Consider the following 18,747-nt stretch of genomic DNA (forward strand, 5'->3'; position numbering starts at 1 on the left):
GGAACATGAGCTTCTCTCTGACCGAGGCAGCCCTGATCGACGGCAGCAAGACCGTCACGCGCCGGCTGGGCTGGCAGAGCCTCCGCTGCGGCGACTATGTCCGCGCCGTGCGAAAGGCGATGGGCCTGAAAAAAGGCGAGAGGGTCTTTGCCCTGGCGGTGCTGCGAATCATCTCTGCCCGCCGTGAGCCGCTGAACCGGATCAACCGCCACGACGTCAAGCGCGAGGGGTTCCCCCAGATGAGCCCTGACGACTTCGTCGCCTTCTTCGTCGCCGAGATGCGCTGCCCCGTCGGCCAGGTCGTCACGCGCATCGAGTTCGAGATCTGCCGCTGCCGCACCTGCGGCCATTTCTCGCGCGAGTTCGCCGACTGCGGCAACTGCAGCGCCGGACCGCTGCCGTCAGACGTCGTAGAAACCAACTTCTGCAGCGACTGGTCCAAGCGCGTGGAGACGCCATGCCCAGCATAATGGCCAACTGGATGCTTGACGCGATCGAGCGGTGGGCGGAGGGCTACTGGCTCGTGCGCGAAACCGGCATCGTCGACGTCGAAGGACGCCTCGACGGGCTGCTCGTCCCAACCAGTGGAGAGGCCCACTGCATGAAGCACCAGGGCGGCTGGTTCTGGGACCGCATCAGGTTGGTGGGCGTCGAGTGCAAATGCTCCAGGCCAGACTTCCTGAGAGGGCTGCGCGAGGGGCAGTTCCAGCGGTATGCCGCGTCGCTGTCAGGCCTCTACATCGCAACCAGCGTCGGCGTCTGCAGCCCATCGGAGATCCCACCGGGGACCGGCCATCTCGAATACCGCAACACGACTGGAGGACCGCGCTGCGTCTGCCGCCGGCATCCGGTCTATCAAGACCGCTGCTGGACGGCGGATGTACCGTGGCGCCTGCTGTTTGACTTGAGACAGAAGCAGATCCACGATCTTCGGGCCGAGCACGCCAGATACGACAAAGCCCTCGAAGCCATCACCAATGCCGCCAAGGGCATGGTCTTCAGGCCGTTGGGCAAGATCATCAACCACGTCAACGAACAGATGCGCAAGCCTCCGGCGGAGCCGGCAGACCTGCAGATGAAGGAGACGCAGCCGTGACCACATTGTTGTTCACCGAACCTGTTGTGCAATCGCCCGAGCCTGCGGCCAGCCCTGCAGCGGAGCCCATCGTCCTGCGGATTGAAGGACTGCCCAAGGGCCAGCCGCGGCATAAGCCCTACGCCATGAAGATGGGCGACAAGTGGGTCGGCCGCGTCCACCCGGATCCCGGAGCAGGGGGAAAGATCGACTCGTGGCGCGACTCGGTTACCCTGGCGGCCCAGAATAGCCCGCGGCGGCCGCTGGTGCCCCTGAGCGGGCCTATCCGCGTCGATCTGGTATTGCTGCTGCCCCGGCCCAAGGGCCACTACGGCGGCGGCAGAAACGCCCAGGTGCTCAAGGGCTCCGCGCCCGCCTGGTGCACCGCCAAGCCGGACCGCGACAACGCCGAGAAACTCATCCTGGACGTTCTGACGAAGCTGCGGTACTGGCTCGACGATAAGCAGGTCTGCGCGGGCGAGGTCCGCAAGTATTACGCCAACGAGTACCAGGGCCAGCGAAGCGGCGCCATCGTTCTGATCACGCCCCTGGACGAGGCCGGCGGCGAGGCCTTCAAGAACGCCTTCCTGCAGAAAATATCTGACGCAAACGCGGTCGAATCCGCTTGATCGTTCCGCGCCGTTGAGGCTGATGGAGCGCACGTGAGCGAAGACGCCAACACAAGGATGCCGGACATGAGCCAAAAACAAAAAGCCCTGTACATCACCGACTGGGAAAAGCACTACGAGACCAACTCCGATTGCGGCAGGTGGTTGCCCAAACAGAAAAAACGCGTCAAGCCCCATGAGTACATACGACTGTACGTCCTGGGGCCGTCCGGGGACAATATGGCCTATCAGGAGGTCGCCGACGCGGTCGCCGAAAAGTTCGGCGAGGACGCATGGATCGTCGCCTGGGGGCTGTTCATCAAGCTTCTGGAGCTTGCAGGACGAAATAATTTCATGTACCGGGGCTATATTCTCGGAAAGAACCGTTCGCCGATTTCGCCGAGAATGCTGCAGATCATGACGTGTTTCACCGAATCGCAGATAAATCGCGGTATAGAAATACTTTGTGACAGCGTCTGTGGGTGGGTTCACTACCGCGACGTGCCTGAGGAAAATACCCCTTCGGCGGATTCGGCGAATGGCCCCGACGCTGCGGCGGATTCGCCGCCCCTTCAAGAAGCGAAAGCGAAAGCGAAAGTAGAAGAGGAAGTTAAAGCGAAAGACGAAAGCGAACGGCAACCGGAAGAACCGCGTTCGCGTTCGCAAAAACCTTCGCCAGTCGCTCCGCTTCCATGTTCGCCTTCGCATTCGCAACCGCAGGCCGCGCTGCCCTTGCCGCACCAGTACGAGCCGACGCGGTTCGCCTTTGACATCTGCTCGACCGCCGGGGCCACGATGACGGATTTCAACAAGCACACGCTTGCGAAGATCTGCCGGCTGCACGTCAACACCGGCCATCTCGGGCCCAGAGCCCGCGAGGACTGCATCGAGCAGGTCCGCGCTTTCAAGAGCGACCCGACAGCCAAGAACCCGCTGAGCCTGTTCATCAACTGGGTCCGACAGAAGGTCGAGGCCAACGGCTATGTCTGGGACAGGTGGACAGACCGCAGGGACGCCGACACCGGCCAGAGAGCCTCCGGGAAAACCTTGGCGAGGGCACAGGCATGAACACCGCCGCAAGGTGCAGAAACGGTCAAGATTCGCTGTTTTGCGTCACGCGGACGCGGTTCGGCGAGACTTACCACGTGCCCGTCGAGCCCGGCGTCGTGCAGATCGAGCCTCACGTTGCCGACGCTGCCGACAAGGCCCGCCTGACCGATCAGAACGCCCGCGTGCTCGAGCGGCTCAGGCAGGGTCCGGCCACGGGCGTGGAGCTGGCGGCGATCTCGCTCAAGTACACCAGCCGGGTCAGCGAAGTGCGGGCGTACCTGGCCAGGTGCGGCATGACGGTCGTCTGCCGGCGGCACCAGGGCGGCCAAAGCGTGTACCTGATCGAGAAGGCGTCGAAGTGAAACCGGCGATGGGGCAAAACAAGGCGGCCAGCCGGATCACCGCCGGGTGCACCCGGGAAGGCGACGTACTGACCGCAAGGGAAGTTTAACACAGTCCGCCGGCGACTGCTGAAAAATTCGTAACAAGGAGCCACGGATGGCTGCACATCAAAATCGCAACGAGCCCCAACCGCCCGTCTGCACCGTCTGCGGGGGCAAGATCGAACGCCCCAGCGCCTCATGCCCGGACGTGTGCTATGGCTGCTGGCTCGACAGCCTGGTGCCGGATGACTACTGGGTTGCCGAGTCGTATTCGTACAGTTCCTACGCCGGCCACCGCAACGCGACGCTGCGGCCGCCGACGGGGGTGGAGATCCTGGACGAGTCGCTCAAGCACCTGCCCCCGTCGATGCAGGCCGTTCCACGCGGAGCCCACCCGCCGCGGTACATGGCGTGACGGCGCAAAAGACCCGCGAAATTATGCACCGGGATTATGCATGCCCGTGACAGAGAAAAAAAACGCGACAGGGAGTGAACCGATGGCATGGCCGAACCCGAATCAAGAGCTTGTGTGCTGCCTAAACTGCGGCAGGGACACGCGTAACAGAAACGGCATCTGCAGACGCTGCGAACCTGAGACATTCTCCGGTCACGGGAACCGGTCAGGTGACAACCCCCATATGTTAGAGGGGGACCATGCCCTGGTCGGTCGAATGACCCCTCGCGAGCGCCAGTGCTGGCAGCTTGCCGACGTGGAGCATCTCAGCCAGCGCCAGATAGCCAGCCGCCTTGGGATCAGCCAGCAGGCCGTCAGCAAGCACCTCAGAGCCGTGGACATGATTCTCAACGGCATCCGGCCCAACAAGCACAACGGAAAGATCCAGTTGACCCCGACAGACCCGGAGAACCTCGACCAGCTGTCGCCATCGCAGATCCGGGCGGTGATGTGATGGCCTCGCTTGTACCCATGCGCCGCTTCGTCAAGGGCAGACGCGTCAAGTGCGTCGACTTCACGGCCAGCGGCGACGCTGTGGCGGCCGAACTGGAGGCCCGTGGCTTCGTCGAGGAAGGCCGCCAGGCGGATCCCCATGCAACTCCGGGCGCAGTGACTCCGGGCGCAGCGGCCAAAGCTCCGGGCGCAGACGGCGCCACGGGCGGTGTGAACCGATGGGTCTTTCCCGGCGGCAAGCCGGTGGATCCGCCGCCCGCGCCGATCGCCCGGCGGCCGCTGGTTGTCGTCACGGCCTGGTCAACGCGGGAACACGACATCGGCCCGATTATCGAGACGCACGCGGCCCTGCAGGGTGTCGACCGCTTCGTGTGGCTGGCAAACGGCGTCGACCGCCTGCGCTTTCGCCAGCTGGACCGCGCCTCGTCGCGGCTGCCGGTGACGCTGGCCCGCACCGCACACACCCAATCCATCGCCCAGGCGTACAACCTGCTGCTGATCGAGGCCACCGCCGACGCCGTCGACGCGGACGTGCTTGTCATCCAGGATGACGTGATGGTCACGCCCGATCTGCCGGCGGCCCTGTCGGCGTCGCGATACGACCTGCCGGCGGCCTGGCATGACGACCGGCCGCGCCGCGGCTACGAGATCGGCGGCTATCCGTACGTGGTGAACATGGCAGTCCTGATCCGCAGGCGGCTGTTCGACCGAATGGGTTTCTTCAACGAGCTCTTTGTCCGAGGCGTCGACGCCGAGTACGGCGTGAGGGCCTCGGTCGCTGGCTTGTCCTGCGGGTTCATCGAGGCCCCGACCGTGCACCACGTAGGGCACATCACCACGCACGGCGACAACGGCTCGGTCCGGCAGCTGCACCGCCAGGCCCATCGGCTCATCGAGGCCCTGCTGGAGTGGGGCCGCATCGGCATGCGGGTCGAGTCGGCCTTCGTCCAACATCCGGAAACCTCGCCGCTGTTCAAGTTCTGACATGAACGACATCACCGCCCTCTACGACGACCCGTTCTACTCCACGCGCGAGAGGTACCGCGCCGTCTACGACCACTTCGCCGCCTGGCTGTTTGAGCGGTACGCCCCGTCGCGCGTGGTGGACATCGGCAGCGGCGCCGGGTACCTGCTGTCGGGCTTTGCCACCCGCGGCTGCACCGTCCTGGGCGTCGAGGGCAGCGGCTCGGCGTTCCAGAACATCCCGGGCAACATTCCAACGCTGTACTTCGATCTTCGTAACGCCGATCGTCTGGCGGTGATGATCCAGCCGTACTGGGACCTGGCGGCCAGCGTCGAAGTCGTCGAGCATCTCGACGAGGCCTGCGAGGACGCCTTCTGCCGCCTGTTGGCGAGCCTGACGAGCAAGACGCTGTTCTTCACCGCCGCGCCGGCCGGCAAGCCGCCGCTGCACGTCAACTGCAAGCCCAAGGAATACTGGGTGGCCAAGATGGAAGGCCTCGGCCTGCGCTACCAGCGCGAGGCGGTCGACCAGTTCACCGCCGACTGCAGCGCCCACGGCTGTATCTGGGTGGTGCAGAACGCGATGATTTTCACGAGATACTGATGGACTACGGCGCGGTCATCCTGGGCTGGAAGCGGCCTGAGAGCCTCAAGCGCACGGTCGATTCGGTCAAGGCCCAGCACCATCCGCCGGCAACCATCGTCGTCTGGCACAACGCCCCGTCGTCGCAGGTCATCGAAGGCGTGGTGAACGTCGTGGCCGGCGAGAACTTCGGCTGCCCGGCTCGCCACGCGGTTGCGCTGCTGATGAGCGAAGAGGTCGTGGTCTTTGTCGACGACGATCTGGAACTGATCGACCAGTCCATCTGCGAGCGGCTGGCCTCGTCTGCGATTGCCGCCGGCGTCGGCGTCGTCGGCTGGCGCGGGCGAAACATCGCCCCCGACGGCCCGAGCCCGTACTCGATCATGCCCGAGACGCCCCCCGGCCCGGCCGACGTGGTCAAGGGGCTGCTGCACGCGACGCGGCGGCAACTGCTGGCCGAGGCCTTCAGGACCGCCGCCGGATTAAGCCAGGACATCCGTCGCGAAGACGACATCGTGCTGTCGGCCTCGATCACGATGCAGACGGGCCTGACGCACTGGGTCGACGACCTTCCGGCCCGCTCCGTGGCAGTCACGCGGGACGGCTGCGGCCTCGAGAACCGCAGCGACCACATGCAGCGGCGCGACGCGGCGGCCCAGGCGATGATCGCCCTGGGCTGGCGGCCGCCGTCCTGGGACTGAGCCTCTGTTTGCGTAAGGGAGACCGTAGTGGGCAACGCCGACGCTTTGTTGCAGCCGATCGTGCAGTACGGGTTTGCCGGATTCTGCGCGGTGCTTCTGGGGATCGTGTTCTGGCTGGTCAAGCGGCTGCTGGCCGTGCTCGAGGCTACCAACGCGGTGATCGCCCGCAACAGCGAGGCCATCAGCGACCTGTCGTCGCTGACCAGCGATCTGCTCAAGCTCAACCGCTCTCTGCATGACAAGCTCATTTCCCGCCCGTGCATCGCCAAGGGCGAGCATGGCGCCAACTGCGGCTAAGGCAGCCGCCGGCAGATCCAGAACCTCAAGAGCGTCGGCGAAGCGGCCAAGGAAGCCGCAGCGCTGGAAATCGAATAGGCGCCCCACCAGGTGCCAGGGCGGCGGGGCAGGCGACGGCCAACCCCGCCCCAGGGTGGTTCAGACCCCGGCAAGGCCCTGGCGTTACCCACAGCAGTTTCTTTTATCGACATCAGGCGACGGAGAACGCGACTTATGAATGCCCCTTTCCATCGAGTATGTGCCCTTCGTCACGCTGGCCGCCGCCGATTACAATCCCCGCACCATTGACCAGGCGTCCCTGAAGCGCCTGGCGGCGCTGCTGGACAGCCATGGATTCGTCGACCCCCTGATCGCCCGGCGCGAAGACCGGCTGGTCATCGGCGGCCATCAGAGGCTCAAGGCCAACGCCATCCGGCAGTACCCCGACGAGTTGGTGCCGGTGGTGTTTCTCGAAGGCCTCAGCGACGCCAAAGCCAAGGCCTTGAATATCGCCCTGAACAACCAGGAGGCCCAGGGCACGTTCGACCCGGCGATGCTGGCCGGTGTGCTTAAAGACATCGACTCGGCCTGCCTGGGCATCGACATGACGTCGGTTACCGGCTTCACCGACGCCGAGATTCAGAAAGTGCTTCGTCTGGCCGGCGACCCGGACGTCCACCAGGACGCGGCCCCGCTGCCGCCGGACAAGGCGACGACCCTTCCGGGCGACCTGTGGACGCTGGGTGAACACCGCCTGCTCTGCGGCGACAGTTCAAGCGTCGAAGATCTCGACCGCCTCATGGGCGGCTCGACGGTGCACCTGGTCAACACCGACCCGCCGTACAACGTCAAGGTCGAGCCGCGCAGCAACAACGCCATCGCCGCGGGCCTGTCGAGTTTCGAGGGCGACGGTCTGAGTCAGCGCAAGTTCCTGAACAAGACCTGCCGCGTCGGGGACCTGACGCACCACCAGCAGTCGGACGTCTCGCGCAACGGCCTTCCCCGCGCCACGCACGACAAGCTGCGGGCCAAGGACCGGCCGCTGATGAACGATTTCGTCAGCGACGAGGCCTTCGACGCGATGCTCAAGGCGTGGTTCGGCAACATCACGCGCGTGCTGGAGCCCGGTCGCGGCTTCTACATCTGGGGCGGCTATTCGAACATCGCCAACTATCCGCCGGCGCTGGTCGAGGCGGGGCTGTACTTCAGCCAGATGATCATCTGGGACAAGCAACACCCGGTGATGACCCGCAAGGATTACATGGGCTGTCACGAGTGGTGCTTCTACGGCTGGAAGGAAGGGGCGGCCCATCGCTTCTACGGCCCGGCCAACGAGCAGGACATCTGGCAGGTCAAGAAGGTCAGCCCCCAGAAGATGGTGCACCTGACCGAGAAGCCCGTCGAACTGGCGGCGAGGGCGGTCCGCAACTCCTCGCTGCCGGGCGAAAACGTGCTGGACCTATTCGGCGGCTCGGGCAGCACGCTGATCGCGTGCGAGCAGACGGGCCGGCGGGCCTTCCTGATGGAACTCGACCCGCTGTACTGCGACGTGATCGTGCAACGATGGGAGGCCCTGAGCGGACAAAAGGCCCAGCGCGGCAATGGACCAAGCCCAGCCCAACCCGACGCCGCCGGCCAGTGAGATCGTGCCGGCCGCAAGCCAGCCCTCGCCGGTCGCCAAGAAAGCTAAGCAGTACGACGACGACGAACTGTGCCTGGCCATCGCCAAGGGCAATCTGACACAGGCTCAGATGGGCGAGCAGTTCGGCCTCACCGAGGACATGATCGGCAAGATCTCCCGCGGGGAACGTCGGCCTGACCTGCAGCCGCGAATCCGGGCCATCAGCGATGGCTTTATAGACCAGGCCCGTCGGATGGGCGCCAGAGCGGCACTGCCGGCGTTCGCCAAGCTGTACGCCATCATGTCCGACCCCACCACGCCGGCCGAGACCTCGCGCAAGGCCGCGCGGGACCTGCTGACGTTCGTGATGCCCCCCGGCAGCGCTCCGACGGTGAACGTCGAGGTCAACCAGACTCAGCAGACCACCAACGACCTGCCGGCCGGGATCCCCGCCGACATGGCCCTGAAGTTCTACGAGTTCCTCGCCGCCTCGGGTGGCCCGCCGGTGGATCCGGCAAAGCAAAAGCCGTAGTGCCATGTGGACCGACCAACGACACAACAGCAGCTGTGGGGCTTCATCGCCCACCACTTCGGGCTGAAGCTCCCATGGAAGAGTTTCACGGCGGGGCACTCCAACCCGTTCGCCTTTGTCGCAGACGCCTACTTCAACCCAGGCCAGGACCTGGCTGCCTGGGCCAACCGCTCGGGCATCAAGACGCTGTCGGCCTCGGTCGTGGCGGCCCTGGACTTCCGCTTCAACACCGGCCTGCTCGGCCGCGTGCTGTCGGGTTCGCAGGACCAGGCCAATAACCTCTACGGCTACTGGGCCGCCTGGTGCCGGGGCGTTCTGGCCGACGTGCTCCAGGGCGAACCGACCATTACCCGAACGGCCGTCAACGGCGGCTCCTTCGCGGTGCTGGCGGCCAGCCAGAAGCGCGTCCGTGGGCCGAAGATCCAGCGGCTGTTCAACGACGAACTCGACGAGATGGACCCCGAGCTGCTCGAGGCCTCCGTCGGCATGATGGCCGGCAGGCCCGACACGCCCTCTCGGACGATCTACGACAGCACGTGGCACCGGCCCGCCGGGCCCATGGGCAAGCTGATCGACGGCTGCCCCGCAAACGGCGTTCGGCTGCACCGCTGGAACATCTGGGAGGCCCTGGCCAACTGTCCCCCCGACCGCCACCAGAACGGCCGGGGCTGCGCGATCTGCCCGCTGGGCGACTGCTGCGTGGAAAAGGCCCGGCAGTTCCACCAGGACAACGACCGCAACGTCGGCATCGCCGCCGAATGTTGCGGGCTTCTGACGATCGAGGACGCCGTCAAGTTCCGCCAGCGCATGAGCGCCCGAATGTGGGACGCCGAGATCCTCTGCAAGCGGCCCTCGTCGGAAGGGCTTGTCTGGCCGGAGTTCGACCCACAGGTTCACGCCTGCCCGCGGCCGCCGGCGGACCTGAAGATCTACCGCTCCATCGACTGGGGCCACGGCGTCTTCGTGTGCCTCTGGATCGGCCAGGACAAGGACGGCGCCGCGTACGTGCTGGATACCTACCAGGCCGAAGCGGGCACCATCCACGAGCACGCCCGCTATATTCAGTCCCACGCCATCAAGAGCGTGGTCGAGACGTACTGCGACCCGGCCGGCCGCAACCGCAGCGACCAGACCGGCAAGAGCAACGTCGACGTCTTCGCCCAGCAGTACGCCATCCGCTGCACCTACACGCTGGCCCCGGCCATGCGCGAGGTCCGCAACGGCATCGAGATGGTCCGGGGCCTTCTGGCGCCTGCGTCCGGGCCGCCTCGGCTGATGTTCGTGCCGTCGGCCAACAACGCCGCCTTCGTGCGGGCCATGCAGAGCTACCACAACCGCAAGGTCAACAACATCTGGCTCGACGAGCCGGCGGACCCGCAGGAGTTCGAGCACATCCCCGACGCCCTGCGATACTTCGTCGTCAACCGCCAGAAGCCGCGAACCATCGGCGTCAAACGCCTCGGAGCCGCGTGAAATGTCAACGGTCCCCCCGATCCCCACGGTGATGGAGTTCGACCCGCAGGCGGTGCACCCGCTCTACAGCAAGCTCCTGCCGTCGTGGCTGCTCAACCGCGATTTCGCGGAGATGCATCTGCACGTGCTGCGCGACGGGGAGCACCTGGACAAGTTCGGCGGCGACACCGGCGACAACGTCGAGCCGGCGGCCCAGTACGCCTGGCGGCGAAACGCCTCGTTCGCGATGGACCACTGCCAGGACCTGATCAACCTTCGGGTCGACAACCTCTTCCGGTCGCTGCCTTCGCGGCACTACGACGCCAGCGCGTACAAGGAGATCATCGACCGCTTCGTCAAGGACGTCGACGGGGCCGGCACGAGCATGGACAAGCTCATGCGCCGCGTCGTGGCGATGCATTACATCAACGGCGTCGACGTGGTCGTCGACAAGAAGCGGCCGCCCGAGGGCTCCGCGCCCAAAGACCGCGCCGAGGAGGCCGCCCTGGGCCTGAGGCCGTACGTGCACGTCTTCAGTGCGATCGAGCGCATGGACTGGGCCGTCGATTACGCCGGCAAGTACCTCTGGGCCCGCTACCGCCTCGGCGCCCCGTCCAAGGCCGACGAGACCGACGCCCAGATTGCGGCCTGCCAGTACCTGACGATGACCGCCGGCCAGTGGCGGCTCTACACCGTCAGCGGCGACGGCAAGACCGCCACGACCGTCGAAAGCGGAACGATCGCCATCGGCCAGGTGCCCGTGGTGACGATGTACTTCAAGGAATCGATGCGGGCGGATTTCCCCAAGGTGCCCCTGTCGCTGCTGAGCCGCATCGCCCCGATCGCGCGGTTCCTGCTGAACCTCATCAGCCAGATCCAGATCGACATCTACCGCTCCATCGGCTTCATGGTGGCCACGGGCGTGGGGTCCGATCAGATCCCCTCGACGATCACGCCGATGGGCTGCTGGGCGCTGCCCGAGGGTGCCAGCATTACCCAGATCGCCGCCGAGTTCGACCAGATTCGCGGCAAGATCGAGTTCGCCCAGATGCTCATGGAGTCGATCCTGCGCATCGGCAAGCTGACGGGCAACCAGGGCGACCTGCAGAGCCGCGCCGCCTCGGGCGTCCAGGTGGCCGTCGAGCGGACGGACCTGGACAACGAGATGCGTTCGACCGCCGGGGCCGCCGAGGAAGTCGAGCGGGAAATCATCCGCCTGATGGTCAGCCGCGAACTGGGCAAGCCCATCACCGCCGACGAACTGGGCTACAGCGTCGAGTACAACAAGAAGTACGTCCTGACCAGCGTCTCGGAACTGATCGCCCAGGCCCGCGCGTGGGTCTCCGTCGGCGTCCAGGACGAACTGCCCTCGACGACCAAGGCGATGTTTTCCAAGATCGTCGACGCGATGATCAACGACGACGACCCGATGCACGAGAAGGCCATGAAGGAAATCGAAGCCGCGACGTTCACCGTCGTGCCGATCCTTGGCAACGCCTCCGCCGAGGGCCAGAGTGGAGAACCCGTCGACCCTGAGGCGCCGTAATGGCCGACTCCATTCTCAAGGCGGTGGCCATCCGGCGAGATCTGATCGAGGGCGCCGACACGGCCGTCGGTCTCAACGCCCTGATCAACCGGTACGCCTCGGCGGCGCTGTATGACGGTTCGCCGCGGAGCGACCGGGCGATCGCGAGGCTGGAGACCGCCATTGCCAGGGCGATGGCGAAAGAGTATCTGCCCCAGGCCCGGGCCATCGGCCGAAAGGCCGCCGAGCCGGTGCTCAAGGCCGAAGGGCTGACGATCGCCGAACTGCGGGGCGGCATCCGCCAGCAGGACGAGCGGTACGCCAAGAGCAACCTGGCCAGCTTTTACGCCTCTCTGAAGCGCGAAACCGGCGGCCTGTCCAACGACATCAACGTCGCCTTTGTCGAGGCCCTGCGCGACGGGCGAAGCCGCAAGGAACTTGTCGAGGCCCTCGTCAGCGCCGACCGCTCGGAACTGATCTCCATCCGTCAGGGCCGCCTGCAGCAGCAGAAGGCCTCGCGAGTGCTGCGCAGGGCTGAAGAACGCGCCAGCCGCACGGGAAATTACGACGTCGTCGACGCCGCGCGAGAGAAGCTCAACCGGATCAAGGGCAACGTCAAGGCCCGCAAGAGTTTTCTGGCCCGCTTCGAAACGCGGGTGCAGGCCCAGGCGCGCGACCACATCCGCCGCCAGGCCGAGCACTCCCAGACCATGGCTTTCCGGCAGGGCGGCTACGACACCTTCACGTGGATCGCCGTCAACGCCTCCGGGGCCTGCCCCAGCTGCCAGGCCCGACACGGCAAACAGGTCAAGGCCGAAGAGTACGCCAGCGAGTCGCCGGGCAACGCCGAGACGTACTGCGGGTCGGCCTGCATGTGCGTCCTGGTGCCCGAGGGCACGGCCGCCGACCAGTCGCGGCCCAACTCGCCGCTTCACGTCGAAGAGACGGCCGCCATCGACGACGTGCCCGAGGTTCGCGGGCGGCCCGTCGAAGGCCGAATGCCAGGCCCGGCGCCGGAGGTTATCCGCAAGGTCACGGGATGGAAGCCGTTTGAGTCTGTGGAAGAGGCCCGTCGAATCGTCATCAATGAAGGCGTCGAACGCGCCGAGTTCGGCGGCGATCTGGCCATTGCCAACAACGTCGCCCAGGCCTTGGCCGAGGCCAAAGCCCGAGGCATCCAGATGCCCAGGAGCGTCGAGGTGGCTCCGGCGGAGTTCAGCGTCCGAAGCACCTCGCCGGCCAAGACGCGGGACGGGCGGATTCTGATCAACACCGACGCCCCGTTCTGGAAAGATCCGCAATCTTATGCCAAGAGGCGGTACATCGTCGGAGATTGGTCCACCGAGGACTCTCTTCACGTGATTCTTCACGAGACGGCCCACGCCCACCAGCAGTTGGATGATCCGGAGGCGTACAAAAGGCTAAAGAAACTGGCCGACTTTGCGAGCATCGGCGAAATCCACATTGCCGGCCAGGTCAGCGGCTATGCATCGCTTAACCCGGCGGAGTTCATCGCCGAGCTCTTTGTTGGCCGGGCAGCCGGAGTGCGTTATAATACATCAGTCATGGACCTGGCCCGAAAGTACGGGCCTCGGAAACTCAGACGATGAATATCATGCTGTGCACAACCTGCCGCCACCTACGGGACATAAGCCGCAATCCCAGAACCTGCGACGCATTTCCTGACGGGATCCCGGTGGATGTCTTCAGTGGCGAGCGCTCCCATGATGTTCCTCTGCCCAACGACAACGGCATCCAGTTCGAAGAGATGGACAGCAGCTTGACCATGCATCCGGCCGTCGAGGCCGTCATGGGCAAGCGGTAAGCAGCCCTATCGTTCCCGTTCGCCCCAGGCAGTCGCTCGGGGCGGTTCAACATCCGGCCCACGGCTTGGCGCAGCAGCGCTGAGCCTGCGGCCACGCGTTTGCCCGCAGCAGCGGGCAGGGTCCACCCGCAGGCAGCGCTCTAGATGCGGCCTGCACACCAACGGCCCCGTCGGGCCAAGAGGAGTCCCAGCAATGAAGCTCGTGCAGTCCCGCTATGTCAACGTGTTCGGCCGCATCGTTCCGCTGGTCAACCCCAAGCCCTTCGGCTTCGGACGTTCGTTCGTGGCCTACCTGACGCCGCCCGAGGAAAAAGGCGCCGGCGGGGAGGGTGGCGAAGGCGCCGGTGAAGGCGCCCCCTCGCCTGACGAGTGGCAGACGAAGTATGCCGCCGAGGCCGCCCAGTCCAAGAAGTACCGGCAGCGCGCCCAGGCGGCAGAGCAGCAACTCACGGCGCTGCAGCAGCAGCAGGCCGATCAGGCCCAGCGCCTGGCGGAACTGGAAGAGCTCGCCCACAAGCGGGACACCGACCAGCTCGTCGACAAGGGCCAGTTCTCCGAGGCCCTCAAGAAAGAGCAGGAAAAGCTCAATAAGCAGCTCGATGCCGCCCGTGCGGCCGCCAAGGCCGATCAGGACAAGGTCACGCAGCGCCTGTCTCGCGTTCAGGATCGCCTGCGCCGCCTGCAGGTGCTTGAGCCGCTGACGTCGGCCCTGGCGAAAAAAGGCGTCAAGAGCGACCGGCTGGGCGTGGCCATGAAGGTCCTGCAGCCGCGATTCCGCGTCGACTTTGACGAGGAAGACAGCCCCATCGTCAACGTCCTGGACGAGCAGGGCAACGTGATCGCCGATCCGGCCGGTGCGGCGGGCCAGTCGATCAGCATCGATCAGTTCGTCGAGCAGTGGGCCGCAAGCCCCGAGGGGCAGATGTTCCTGCCGGCCTCGGGAGACACGGGCTCTGGAGCCCACGGCGGCGGGGCAGGCGCAGGCCAGGAAGGCGCGGCGCTGCTGGCCCGACTGGACGGCGACGCCCAGGCCAAGGCCGCGTTCATTCGAGAGAAGGGTCAGGATGCGTATCTTGACCTGGTACGAATTCACGGAACCAACCGGTACAAGAAATGACCGGTGCAGACGAAGGAGTCTGAGCAATGGCACGAAGCACCAACATGGTGATCCCGGAACTGTACGAGAGCGAGTCGCTGCGGGCGACCGCCGAAATCATGGACGTCTTCAACAGCGCCAGCGGCGGCTGCCTGGTGCTCGACAGCGAGCCGGCCAAGCGCGCCCAGCGAGGCGGCGACTTCACGCAGAACGTCCGCATCAAGCGGCCCAGCGGGCTCGACACCCGCAACGACACCACCAACCCCGGCAACGACGCCGCGACGGTCTCGGTCGAGCAGGCCAAGGGCAAGAGCGTCATCCAGCAGCGCCGCCTGGGTCCGGCCAAGGTCACGCGCGACGAGGTCATGTCGGGCTTCAAGACCCCGGCCGATTACACCGAAGCGCTGGCCCGGATGTTCGCCGAGGAGCGCGTCGTGTCCATCCGCAACCAGGTGATCGCGGCCCTGGTGGCGGCGGTCGACTCGGCCGACACCACCGACGGCAGCACGGCCTCGGCCGACATCCACGTGCTGGATGTGGCCCGCGGAAAGACCGCCGGTGCCAAGGTCGCCGCGACGATGTCGTACATCAACCAGCTGCTGGCCAAGATGGGCGACGCCCGCGAGCGCATCCGCCTGCTGGTCATGCCCAGCGAGATCTTCACCGATCTCGTCGGCGACACCATCAGCAACTACAAGCTCGAGAACGTCGCCGGCGTCACGATCTACCGTGACGTGGTGCAGGCCTTCGGCCGCTCGGTGATGGTCATGGACGTCGCGGCCCTGTCCAGCGTCCAGACCTCCAGCTACTACACCGAGCACTGCATCCTGGGCCTGGGGCAGGCGGCCGCCAAGGCGACCATCGTCTCCGAGACCGGCACGGTGATCACGGACTACACCGACAAGGAAGTCCTCTACCACACCGTGCGGCAGGATTACGACGTCGAGTACCGCATCCACGGGATGAAATGGAACTCGGCGACGGCCAACCCCACCGACGTGCAGCTGGCCACGGCCGGCAACTGGGACGAGGACTACGAAGACCACCGCGACCTGCTGGTCGTCAAGGGCATCTTCAACGCCACCGTCTAAGCGACTGGCTGGCGAGTCATAAGGCAGATCCATGAAGCGTCCAACGTCATGCCTCCGAGCGGTCGTCATCGGCAACGGATCCTCCGTCGATGCTCTGCCGCCGGAGGCATGGCGTGTTCTTGACGTGCGCGGGCCGCTGTGGCGGATCGGCACCAACCGCGCCTTGGTGTTTTCGGCCCTGGCAAACGTTCGGCTGGACGTCCTGGTGCTGCGCGACCGCCCGCGGCGATTCTGGCTCGACCAGCGATGGGGCAGCCTCTACGAGCAGCAGTTCGTCATCCCCTTCAGCCGCTCAGGCGGATGGGTCGTGGGGCACGACCGCACGGCGTACGCCGATGAACACGTGTGCTTTGCCAAGGACTGGCAGAGCAGTTGCCCTGAGAGCCCGGACGGTCTGTGGGTGATGCACAACTCGTCGGCGGTTCTGATGGCCGTCAACTGGGCCTGGCTGTGCGGCTGCCGCGACATCGCCATGATCGGGGTTGACTATTGCGGCCCTCACGCCGCCATGATCGAGCGATGGAGCGGTGCGGAGATGGCCTATCAGGGGCTCTACGACAAGCCGGTTCCGCCCCACATCGAAAAAGACTTTGCGTTTGCCGCCAACGCGATCACCGATGAAGGCGGCCGACTGGTGAACCTTTCCGCCAAGTCGGCGCTGAAGGCGGTCGAGCCGATGGATTGGCAGGCATGGTCCCGATAGGACTGATCGCATCGGCCCGCCAGTGGCGCGACGGCGGGCGCACTATTGGCTACCCCCATACGCACGTGGCCGAAGGCCTCCGCGCCGCCGGCTACGAGCCGCTGGTCGTTTGCGACGGACGTCTGCCCCTGTGGGACCGCAATGTCTCGGCGGCGGTCCTGTGGAACGGCGGCCACGGACGATGGGGCGAATATGCCCGCACGCTGCGGCGGCAGGGATGCCCCGTGCTGGTGATGGAACACGGATGGTTCGACCGTCGCCGGCATGTGCAGATGGACTGGGACGGCTTCAACGCCCGCGCCTCCTGGGCGCCGGACCTGATGAGCGGCGTCTGGGAGCAGATCCGCCCCAGGCTCTCAAGCGCAGAGCGTTTCGAGACGGCCTTTGGCCGCTACGCTCATCCGGTCTGCCACCGCAACAGCGGCTACGTGCTGGTGCTGCTGCAGGTGCCCGGCGATTACCAGCTCCAGGGCGAGATCATCACCACCCCCGGCCCGCTCGTCCGTGCCGTGGAGGCGGCCTGCCCCAAGGGCATCGAGATCCGCGTGCGGGCCCACCCGCTGCATGACTGGCAGTGCGGCACCCAAGGCCGCAGCCGCATGATCGGCGGCACGCTCGAGCAGGCTGTTGCGGGCGCGCGGTTCTGCGTGACGGTCAATTCCTCATCGGCCAACGAGGCGATGGCGTGGGGCTGTCCGGTGCTGGCCCTGGGCGCTGCGGTCTACACCGTCTGCGGCCTGGTGCCGCAGGTGGATCCGTCAGACTTGCCGTGGGCCATGGAAAAGTACATCGACGGCGGCTTGGCGCGGGGCGAATTGTCGGTGGAGTATCTCCACCGCCTGGCCCATCGCCAGTGGAGCTTCGACGAGATCGCCCGCGGAGACGTTCTGGGCGAAATGATGGAAGGCCTGTCCAAACATGCTCCCCTTTGAAGACGTCTGTGCATTCGTGATCGGCAGCGGCAGGACCGCCCCGGCGGCCATCGAGACCTGCATGGCCCGCCGTCAGGGCCGACTGGTCGTCACGGTCAACCGCTCCCACCGGGTCCACGACGTCACCGGCGATGTCCACGTGTTCATCGACGGCGACATTGACGACGGGTCGAGCTACTTTGACGAAGTCCCCTGCATCTGCGACGCGTCGGTCTGGAGCAACGCCGACCACATCGCCTTGCCGGGCGTCGGCGGGCCGCTTGGGCGGTACCTCAACCCCGGGCGTCTGATCCTGAGGCCCAACACGGCCGTCACCGCGGCGCTGTGGGCGCTGTCGGTGGGGTGCAGGCCGGTGATCATGCTCGGCTGCCGCTGCCTCGACGAGGGACGTCACGCGACGCATCAGCTCGAGGCCATGCGCAACGCCCGGGTCGAACTGATGGAACATTCTTCCGACGTCTTCGACGGCGACGACGCGCGATCGCTGAGAGCCGCCCTGACGGCAGAGACCATCGAGCACGCCCGCTGCCGCGCGTGGGCTCATGCCGACGACGCGGGGCAGCGGCTGCGGGAGTTCTACCGATGAGCTTCGACTACCCCATCGTGTACGAAGACCGAAACGCCTTGCGCACCAGCCGCTGGAGCCTGACCGGGCTCAACAGCAAGGACGCGGGGAACACCGCCGCAGGCTGGCTGTGGGTGCGGTTCGTTACCGTTGGGGCGACGATGACGGTGAGTCTGTACAAGGACGCGGCCCTGGCCTCGAAGGTGGCCGAGGGTTCGGCCTCGATCGCATCGGTCGACGGCGCGGCGGTCAAGATCGCCCTGGCGGCCTCCAACTCCAGCGGCATAGGCGGCGAACTGTGGCTGGAGGAATATATCCAGGACCCCGCGGCGGCCGCGCCCATGCTGGCCTCGCTGTGCGTCGACGCCGATCTGGCCGAGGAGTTCCAGGACCTCACGTCGTTGCCTGCGACAATCTACGACGCTACCGGCGGCATGGCGCGCTTCTGCTGGGCGGCCAGCCGAAAGGTGCTGCTGCTGGTGGGTCAGATGTTCACGGGCCAACTGGGCGGCTCCGGAGCGCCGGAGCATCGTCACCAGGCCGGGGCCGACCGCAGCCTGCCGGACTTTCGCCGCCTGGCCGCGCCCGACCAGCTCAAGGACGCGGCCGTGCACTGGGCGCTGATGCTGGCCTTTGCCTCGTGCGTCGAGCGGGCAACGGAAACTCTCTACAGCGCCAGGCGGGACTATCACGACGCGATGCGCCGCGAGTGCATCTCGGCGTGGAACCTGGCCTTCAACTCCGACCCCGACGACGACTCCGACGCCGATCGGCGGCAAGGGGTGGGCTCGGTAACCCCCACGCGGATGTAGGCGGGCGATTTGGGGGCGATTTTCGACCCCCTGAGACGGTTGAAACC

Annotated in this window: 23 protein-coding genes; all 23 read left to right on the top strand. The window is 65.9% G+C overall.

The features are described from left to right. Positions 1-5 precede the first annotated feature (5 nt). The 23 genes from ABFD92_16720 (at position 6) to ABFD92_16830 (ending at position 18,700) form a co-directional block, all read left to right on the top strand. Positions 6-470 carry a hypothetical protein gene (locus ABFD92_16720; GenBank protein MEN6506180.1) on the top strand — a complete coding sequence of 155 codons (465 nt, stop codon included), beginning with the start codon at positions 6-8 and terminating at the stop codon, positions 468-470. Beyond that, the gene (locus ABFD92_16725) at positions 458-1,096 is read left to right on the top strand and encodes a hypothetical protein (GenBank protein ID MEN6506181.1); all 639 of its coding nucleotides are present in this window, start codon (positions 458-460) and stop codon (positions 1,094-1,096) included. The genes ABFD92_16720 and ABFD92_16725 overlap by 13 nt, the downstream gene beginning before the upstream one ends. Next, positions 1,093-1,704 carry a RusA family crossover junction endodeoxyribonuclease gene (locus tag ABFD92_16730; protein MEN6506182.1) on the top strand — a complete coding sequence of 204 codons (612 nt, stop codon included), beginning with the start codon at positions 1,093-1,095 and terminating at the stop codon, positions 1,702-1,704. Before ABFD92_16725 ends, ABFD92_16730 begins: the two co-directional genes overlap by 4 nt. Before the next feature lie 33 nt (positions 1,705-1,737). Beyond that, positions 1,738-2,751 carry a hypothetical protein gene (locus ABFD92_16735; GenBank protein ID MEN6506183.1) on the top strand — a complete coding sequence of 338 codons (1,014 nt, stop codon included), beginning with the start codon at positions 1,738-1,740 and terminating at the stop codon, positions 2,749-2,751. Beyond that, positions 2,748-3,095 (top strand): hypothetical protein, encoded by a 348-nt coding sequence (locus ABFD92_16740; protein MEN6506184.1) that lies wholly within the window; start codon positions 2,748-2,750, stop codon positions 3,093-3,095. The genes ABFD92_16735 and ABFD92_16740 overlap by 4 nt, the downstream gene beginning before the upstream one ends. A 136-nt stretch (positions 3,096-3,231) precedes the next feature. Beyond that, positions 3,232-3,531 (top strand): hypothetical protein, encoded by a 300-nt coding sequence (locus tag ABFD92_16745; GenBank protein MEN6506185.1) that lies wholly within the window; start codon positions 3,232-3,234, stop codon positions 3,529-3,531. Positions 3,532-3,754: 223 nt separating this feature from the next. Continuing rightward, positions 3,755-4,024 carry a sigma factor-like helix-turn-helix DNA-binding protein gene (locus ABFD92_16750; GenBank protein ID MEN6506186.1) on the top strand — a complete coding sequence of 90 codons (270 nt, stop codon included), beginning with the start codon at positions 3,755-3,757 and terminating at the stop codon, positions 4,022-4,024. Beyond that, positions 4,024-5,007 carry a hypothetical protein gene (locus ABFD92_16755; protein ID MEN6506187.1) on the top strand — a complete coding sequence of 328 codons (984 nt, stop codon included), beginning with the start codon at positions 4,024-4,026 and terminating at the stop codon, positions 5,005-5,007. Before ABFD92_16750 ends, ABFD92_16755 begins: the two co-directional genes overlap by 1 nt. A gap of 1 nt (position 5,008) precedes the next feature. Further along, positions 5,009-5,590, top strand: coding sequence for a methyltransferase domain-containing protein (locus ABFD92_16760; protein ID MEN6506188.1), 582 nt, complete (start codon positions 5,009-5,011; stop codon positions 5,588-5,590). Further along, positions 5,590-6,270: a hypothetical protein gene (locus ABFD92_16765; GenBank protein ID MEN6506189.1), complete on the top strand. Its 681-nt coding sequence runs from the start codon at positions 5,590-5,592 to the stop codon at positions 6,268-6,270. Before ABFD92_16760 ends, ABFD92_16765 begins: the two co-directional genes overlap by 1 nt. A gap of 27 nt (positions 6,271-6,297) precedes the next feature. Further along, positions 6,298-6,567 (top strand): hypothetical protein, encoded by a 270-nt coding sequence (locus tag ABFD92_16770; protein ID MEN6506190.1) that lies wholly within the window; start codon positions 6,298-6,300, stop codon positions 6,565-6,567. Between the two features lie 217 nt (positions 6,568-6,784). Beyond that, positions 6,785-8,188 carry a DNA modification methylase gene (locus ABFD92_16775; GenBank protein MEN6506191.1) on the top strand — a complete coding sequence of 468 codons (1,404 nt, stop codon included), beginning with the start codon at positions 6,785-6,787 and terminating at the stop codon, positions 8,186-8,188. Beyond that, positions 8,148-8,699 carry a helix-turn-helix transcriptional regulator gene (locus ABFD92_16780; GenBank protein MEN6506192.1) on the top strand — a complete coding sequence of 184 codons (552 nt, stop codon included), beginning with the start codon at positions 8,148-8,150 and terminating at the stop codon, positions 8,697-8,699. The genes ABFD92_16775 and ABFD92_16780 overlap by 41 nt, the downstream gene beginning before the upstream one ends. Positions 8,700-8,705: 6 nt before the next feature. Further along, positions 8,706-10,172, top strand: a complete 1,467-nt coding sequence (locus tag ABFD92_16785; protein MEN6506193.1) for a hypothetical protein — start codon at positions 8,706-8,708, stop codon at positions 10,170-10,172. Position 10,173: 1 nt separating this feature from the next. Then, entirely contained in the window at positions 10,174-11,697 is a 1,524-nt protein-coding gene (locus tag ABFD92_16790) for a hypothetical protein (GenBank protein ID MEN6506194.1), read from the top strand. Beyond that, positions 11,697-13,286: a hypothetical protein gene (locus tag ABFD92_16795; GenBank protein ID MEN6506195.1), complete on the top strand. Its 1,590-nt coding sequence runs from the start codon at positions 11,697-11,699 to the stop codon at positions 13,284-13,286. Before ABFD92_16790 ends, ABFD92_16795 begins: the two co-directional genes overlap by 1 nt. Further along, a complete protein-coding gene (locus ABFD92_16800) occupies positions 13,283-13,501 on the top strand; it encodes a hypothetical protein (GenBank protein ID MEN6506196.1) in 219 nt (72 codons plus the stop codon). Before ABFD92_16795 ends, ABFD92_16800 begins: the two co-directional genes overlap by 4 nt. A 193-nt stretch (positions 13,502-13,694) precedes the next feature. After that, positions 13,695-14,618, top strand: coding sequence for a hypothetical protein (locus tag ABFD92_16805; GenBank protein ID MEN6506197.1), 924 nt, complete (start codon positions 13,695-13,697; stop codon positions 14,616-14,618). Positions 14,619-14,644: 26 nt separating this feature from the next. Next, positions 14,645-15,688, top strand: coding sequence for a major capsid protein (locus ABFD92_16810; GenBank protein MEN6506198.1), 1,044 nt, complete (start codon positions 14,645-14,647; stop codon positions 15,686-15,688). 31 nt (positions 15,689-15,719) lie between these two features. After that, positions 15,720-16,391 (top strand): hypothetical protein, encoded by a 672-nt coding sequence (locus ABFD92_16815; GenBank protein ID MEN6506199.1) that lies wholly within the window; start codon positions 15,720-15,722, stop codon positions 16,389-16,391. Continuing rightward, complete coding sequence (locus ABFD92_16820) at positions 16,379-17,323, top strand: hypothetical protein (GenBank protein MEN6506200.1); 945 nt, start codon at positions 16,379-16,381, stop codon at positions 17,321-17,323. Before ABFD92_16815 ends, ABFD92_16820 begins: the two co-directional genes overlap by 13 nt. Further along, positions 17,310-17,909 (top strand): hypothetical protein, encoded by a 600-nt coding sequence (locus ABFD92_16825; protein MEN6506201.1) that lies wholly within the window; start codon positions 17,310-17,312, stop codon positions 17,907-17,909. Before ABFD92_16820 ends, ABFD92_16825 begins: the two co-directional genes overlap by 14 nt. Continuing rightward, complete coding sequence (locus tag ABFD92_16830; GenBank protein MEN6506202.1) at positions 17,906-18,700, top strand: hypothetical protein; 795 nt, start codon at positions 17,906-17,908, stop codon at positions 18,698-18,700. Before ABFD92_16825 ends, ABFD92_16830 begins: the two co-directional genes overlap by 4 nt. Positions 18,701-18,747 lie beyond the last annotated feature (47 nt).

This window comes from Planctomycetaceae bacterium (genome assembly GCA_039680605.1).
Lineage (GTDB): Bacteria > Planctomycetota > Phycisphaerae > SM23-33 > SM23-33 > JAJFUU01.

Excerpts from the sequence above, each read along its gene's own strand:
- ABFD92_16740 (MEN6506184.1), top strand. The coding sequence starts at position 2,748 with ATGAACACCGCCGCAAGGTGCAGAAACGGTCAAGATTCGCTGTTTTGC.
- ABFD92_16765 (MEN6506189.1), top strand. The coding sequence starts at position 5,590 with ATGGACTACGGCGCGGTCATCCTGGGCTGGAAGCGGCCTGAGAGCCTC.
- ABFD92_16750 (MEN6506186.1), top strand. The coding sequence starts at position 3,755 with ATGTTAGAGGGGGACCATGCCCTGGTCGGTCGAATGACCCCTCGCGAG.
- ABFD92_16725 (MEN6506181.1), top strand. The coding sequence starts at position 458 with ATGCCCAGCATAATGGCCAACTGGATGCTTGACGCGATCGAGCGGTGG.
- ABFD92_16755 (MEN6506187.1), top strand. The coding sequence starts at position 4,024 with ATGGCCTCGCTTGTACCCATGCGCCGCTTCGTCAAGGGCAGACGCGTC.
- ABFD92_16795 (MEN6506195.1), top strand. The coding sequence starts at position 11,697 with ATGGCCGACTCCATTCTCAAGGCGGTGGCCATCCGGCGAGATCTGATC.
- ABFD92_16790 (MEN6506194.1), top strand. The coding sequence starts at position 10,174 with ATGTCAACGGTCCCCCCGATCCCCACGGTGATGGAGTTCGACCCGCAG.
- ABFD92_16830 (MEN6506202.1), top strand. The coding sequence starts at position 17,906 with ATGAGCTTCGACTACCCCATCGTGTACGAAGACCGAAACGCCTTGCGC.
- ABFD92_16825 (MEN6506201.1), top strand. The coding sequence starts at position 17,310 with ATGCTCCCCTTTGAAGACGTCTGTGCATTCGTGATCGGCAGCGGCAGG.
- ABFD92_16760 (MEN6506188.1), top strand. The coding sequence starts at position 5,009 with ATGAACGACATCACCGCCCTCTACGACGACCCGTTCTACTCCACGCGC.
- ABFD92_16780 (MEN6506192.1), top strand. The coding sequence starts at position 8,148 with ATGGACCAAGCCCAGCCCAACCCGACGCCGCCGGCCAGTGAGATCGTG.
- ABFD92_16775 (MEN6506191.1), top strand. The coding sequence starts at position 6,785 with ATGCCCCTTTCCATCGAGTATGTGCCCTTCGTCACGCTGGCCGCCGCC.
- ABFD92_16815 (MEN6506199.1), top strand. The coding sequence starts at position 15,720 with ATGAAGCGTCCAACGTCATGCCTCCGAGCGGTCGTCATCGGCAACGGA.
- ABFD92_16805 (MEN6506197.1), top strand. The coding sequence starts at position 13,695 with ATGAAGCTCGTGCAGTCCCGCTATGTCAACGTGTTCGGCCGCATCGTT.
- ABFD92_16720 (MEN6506180.1), top strand. The coding sequence starts at position 6 with ATGAGCTTCTCTCTGACCGAGGCAGCCCTGATCGACGGCAGCAAGACC.
- ABFD92_16820 (MEN6506200.1), top strand. The coding sequence starts at position 16,379 with ATGGTCCCGATAGGACTGATCGCATCGGCCCGCCAGTGGCGCGACGGC.
- ABFD92_16810 (MEN6506198.1), top strand. The coding sequence starts at position 14,645 with ATGGCACGAAGCACCAACATGGTGATCCCGGAACTGTACGAGAGCGAG.
- ABFD92_16745 (MEN6506185.1), top strand. The coding sequence starts at position 3,232 with ATGGCTGCACATCAAAATCGCAACGAGCCCCAACCGCCCGTCTGCACC.
- ABFD92_16800 (MEN6506196.1), top strand. The coding sequence starts at position 13,283 with ATGAATATCATGCTGTGCACAACCTGCCGCCACCTACGGGACATAAGC.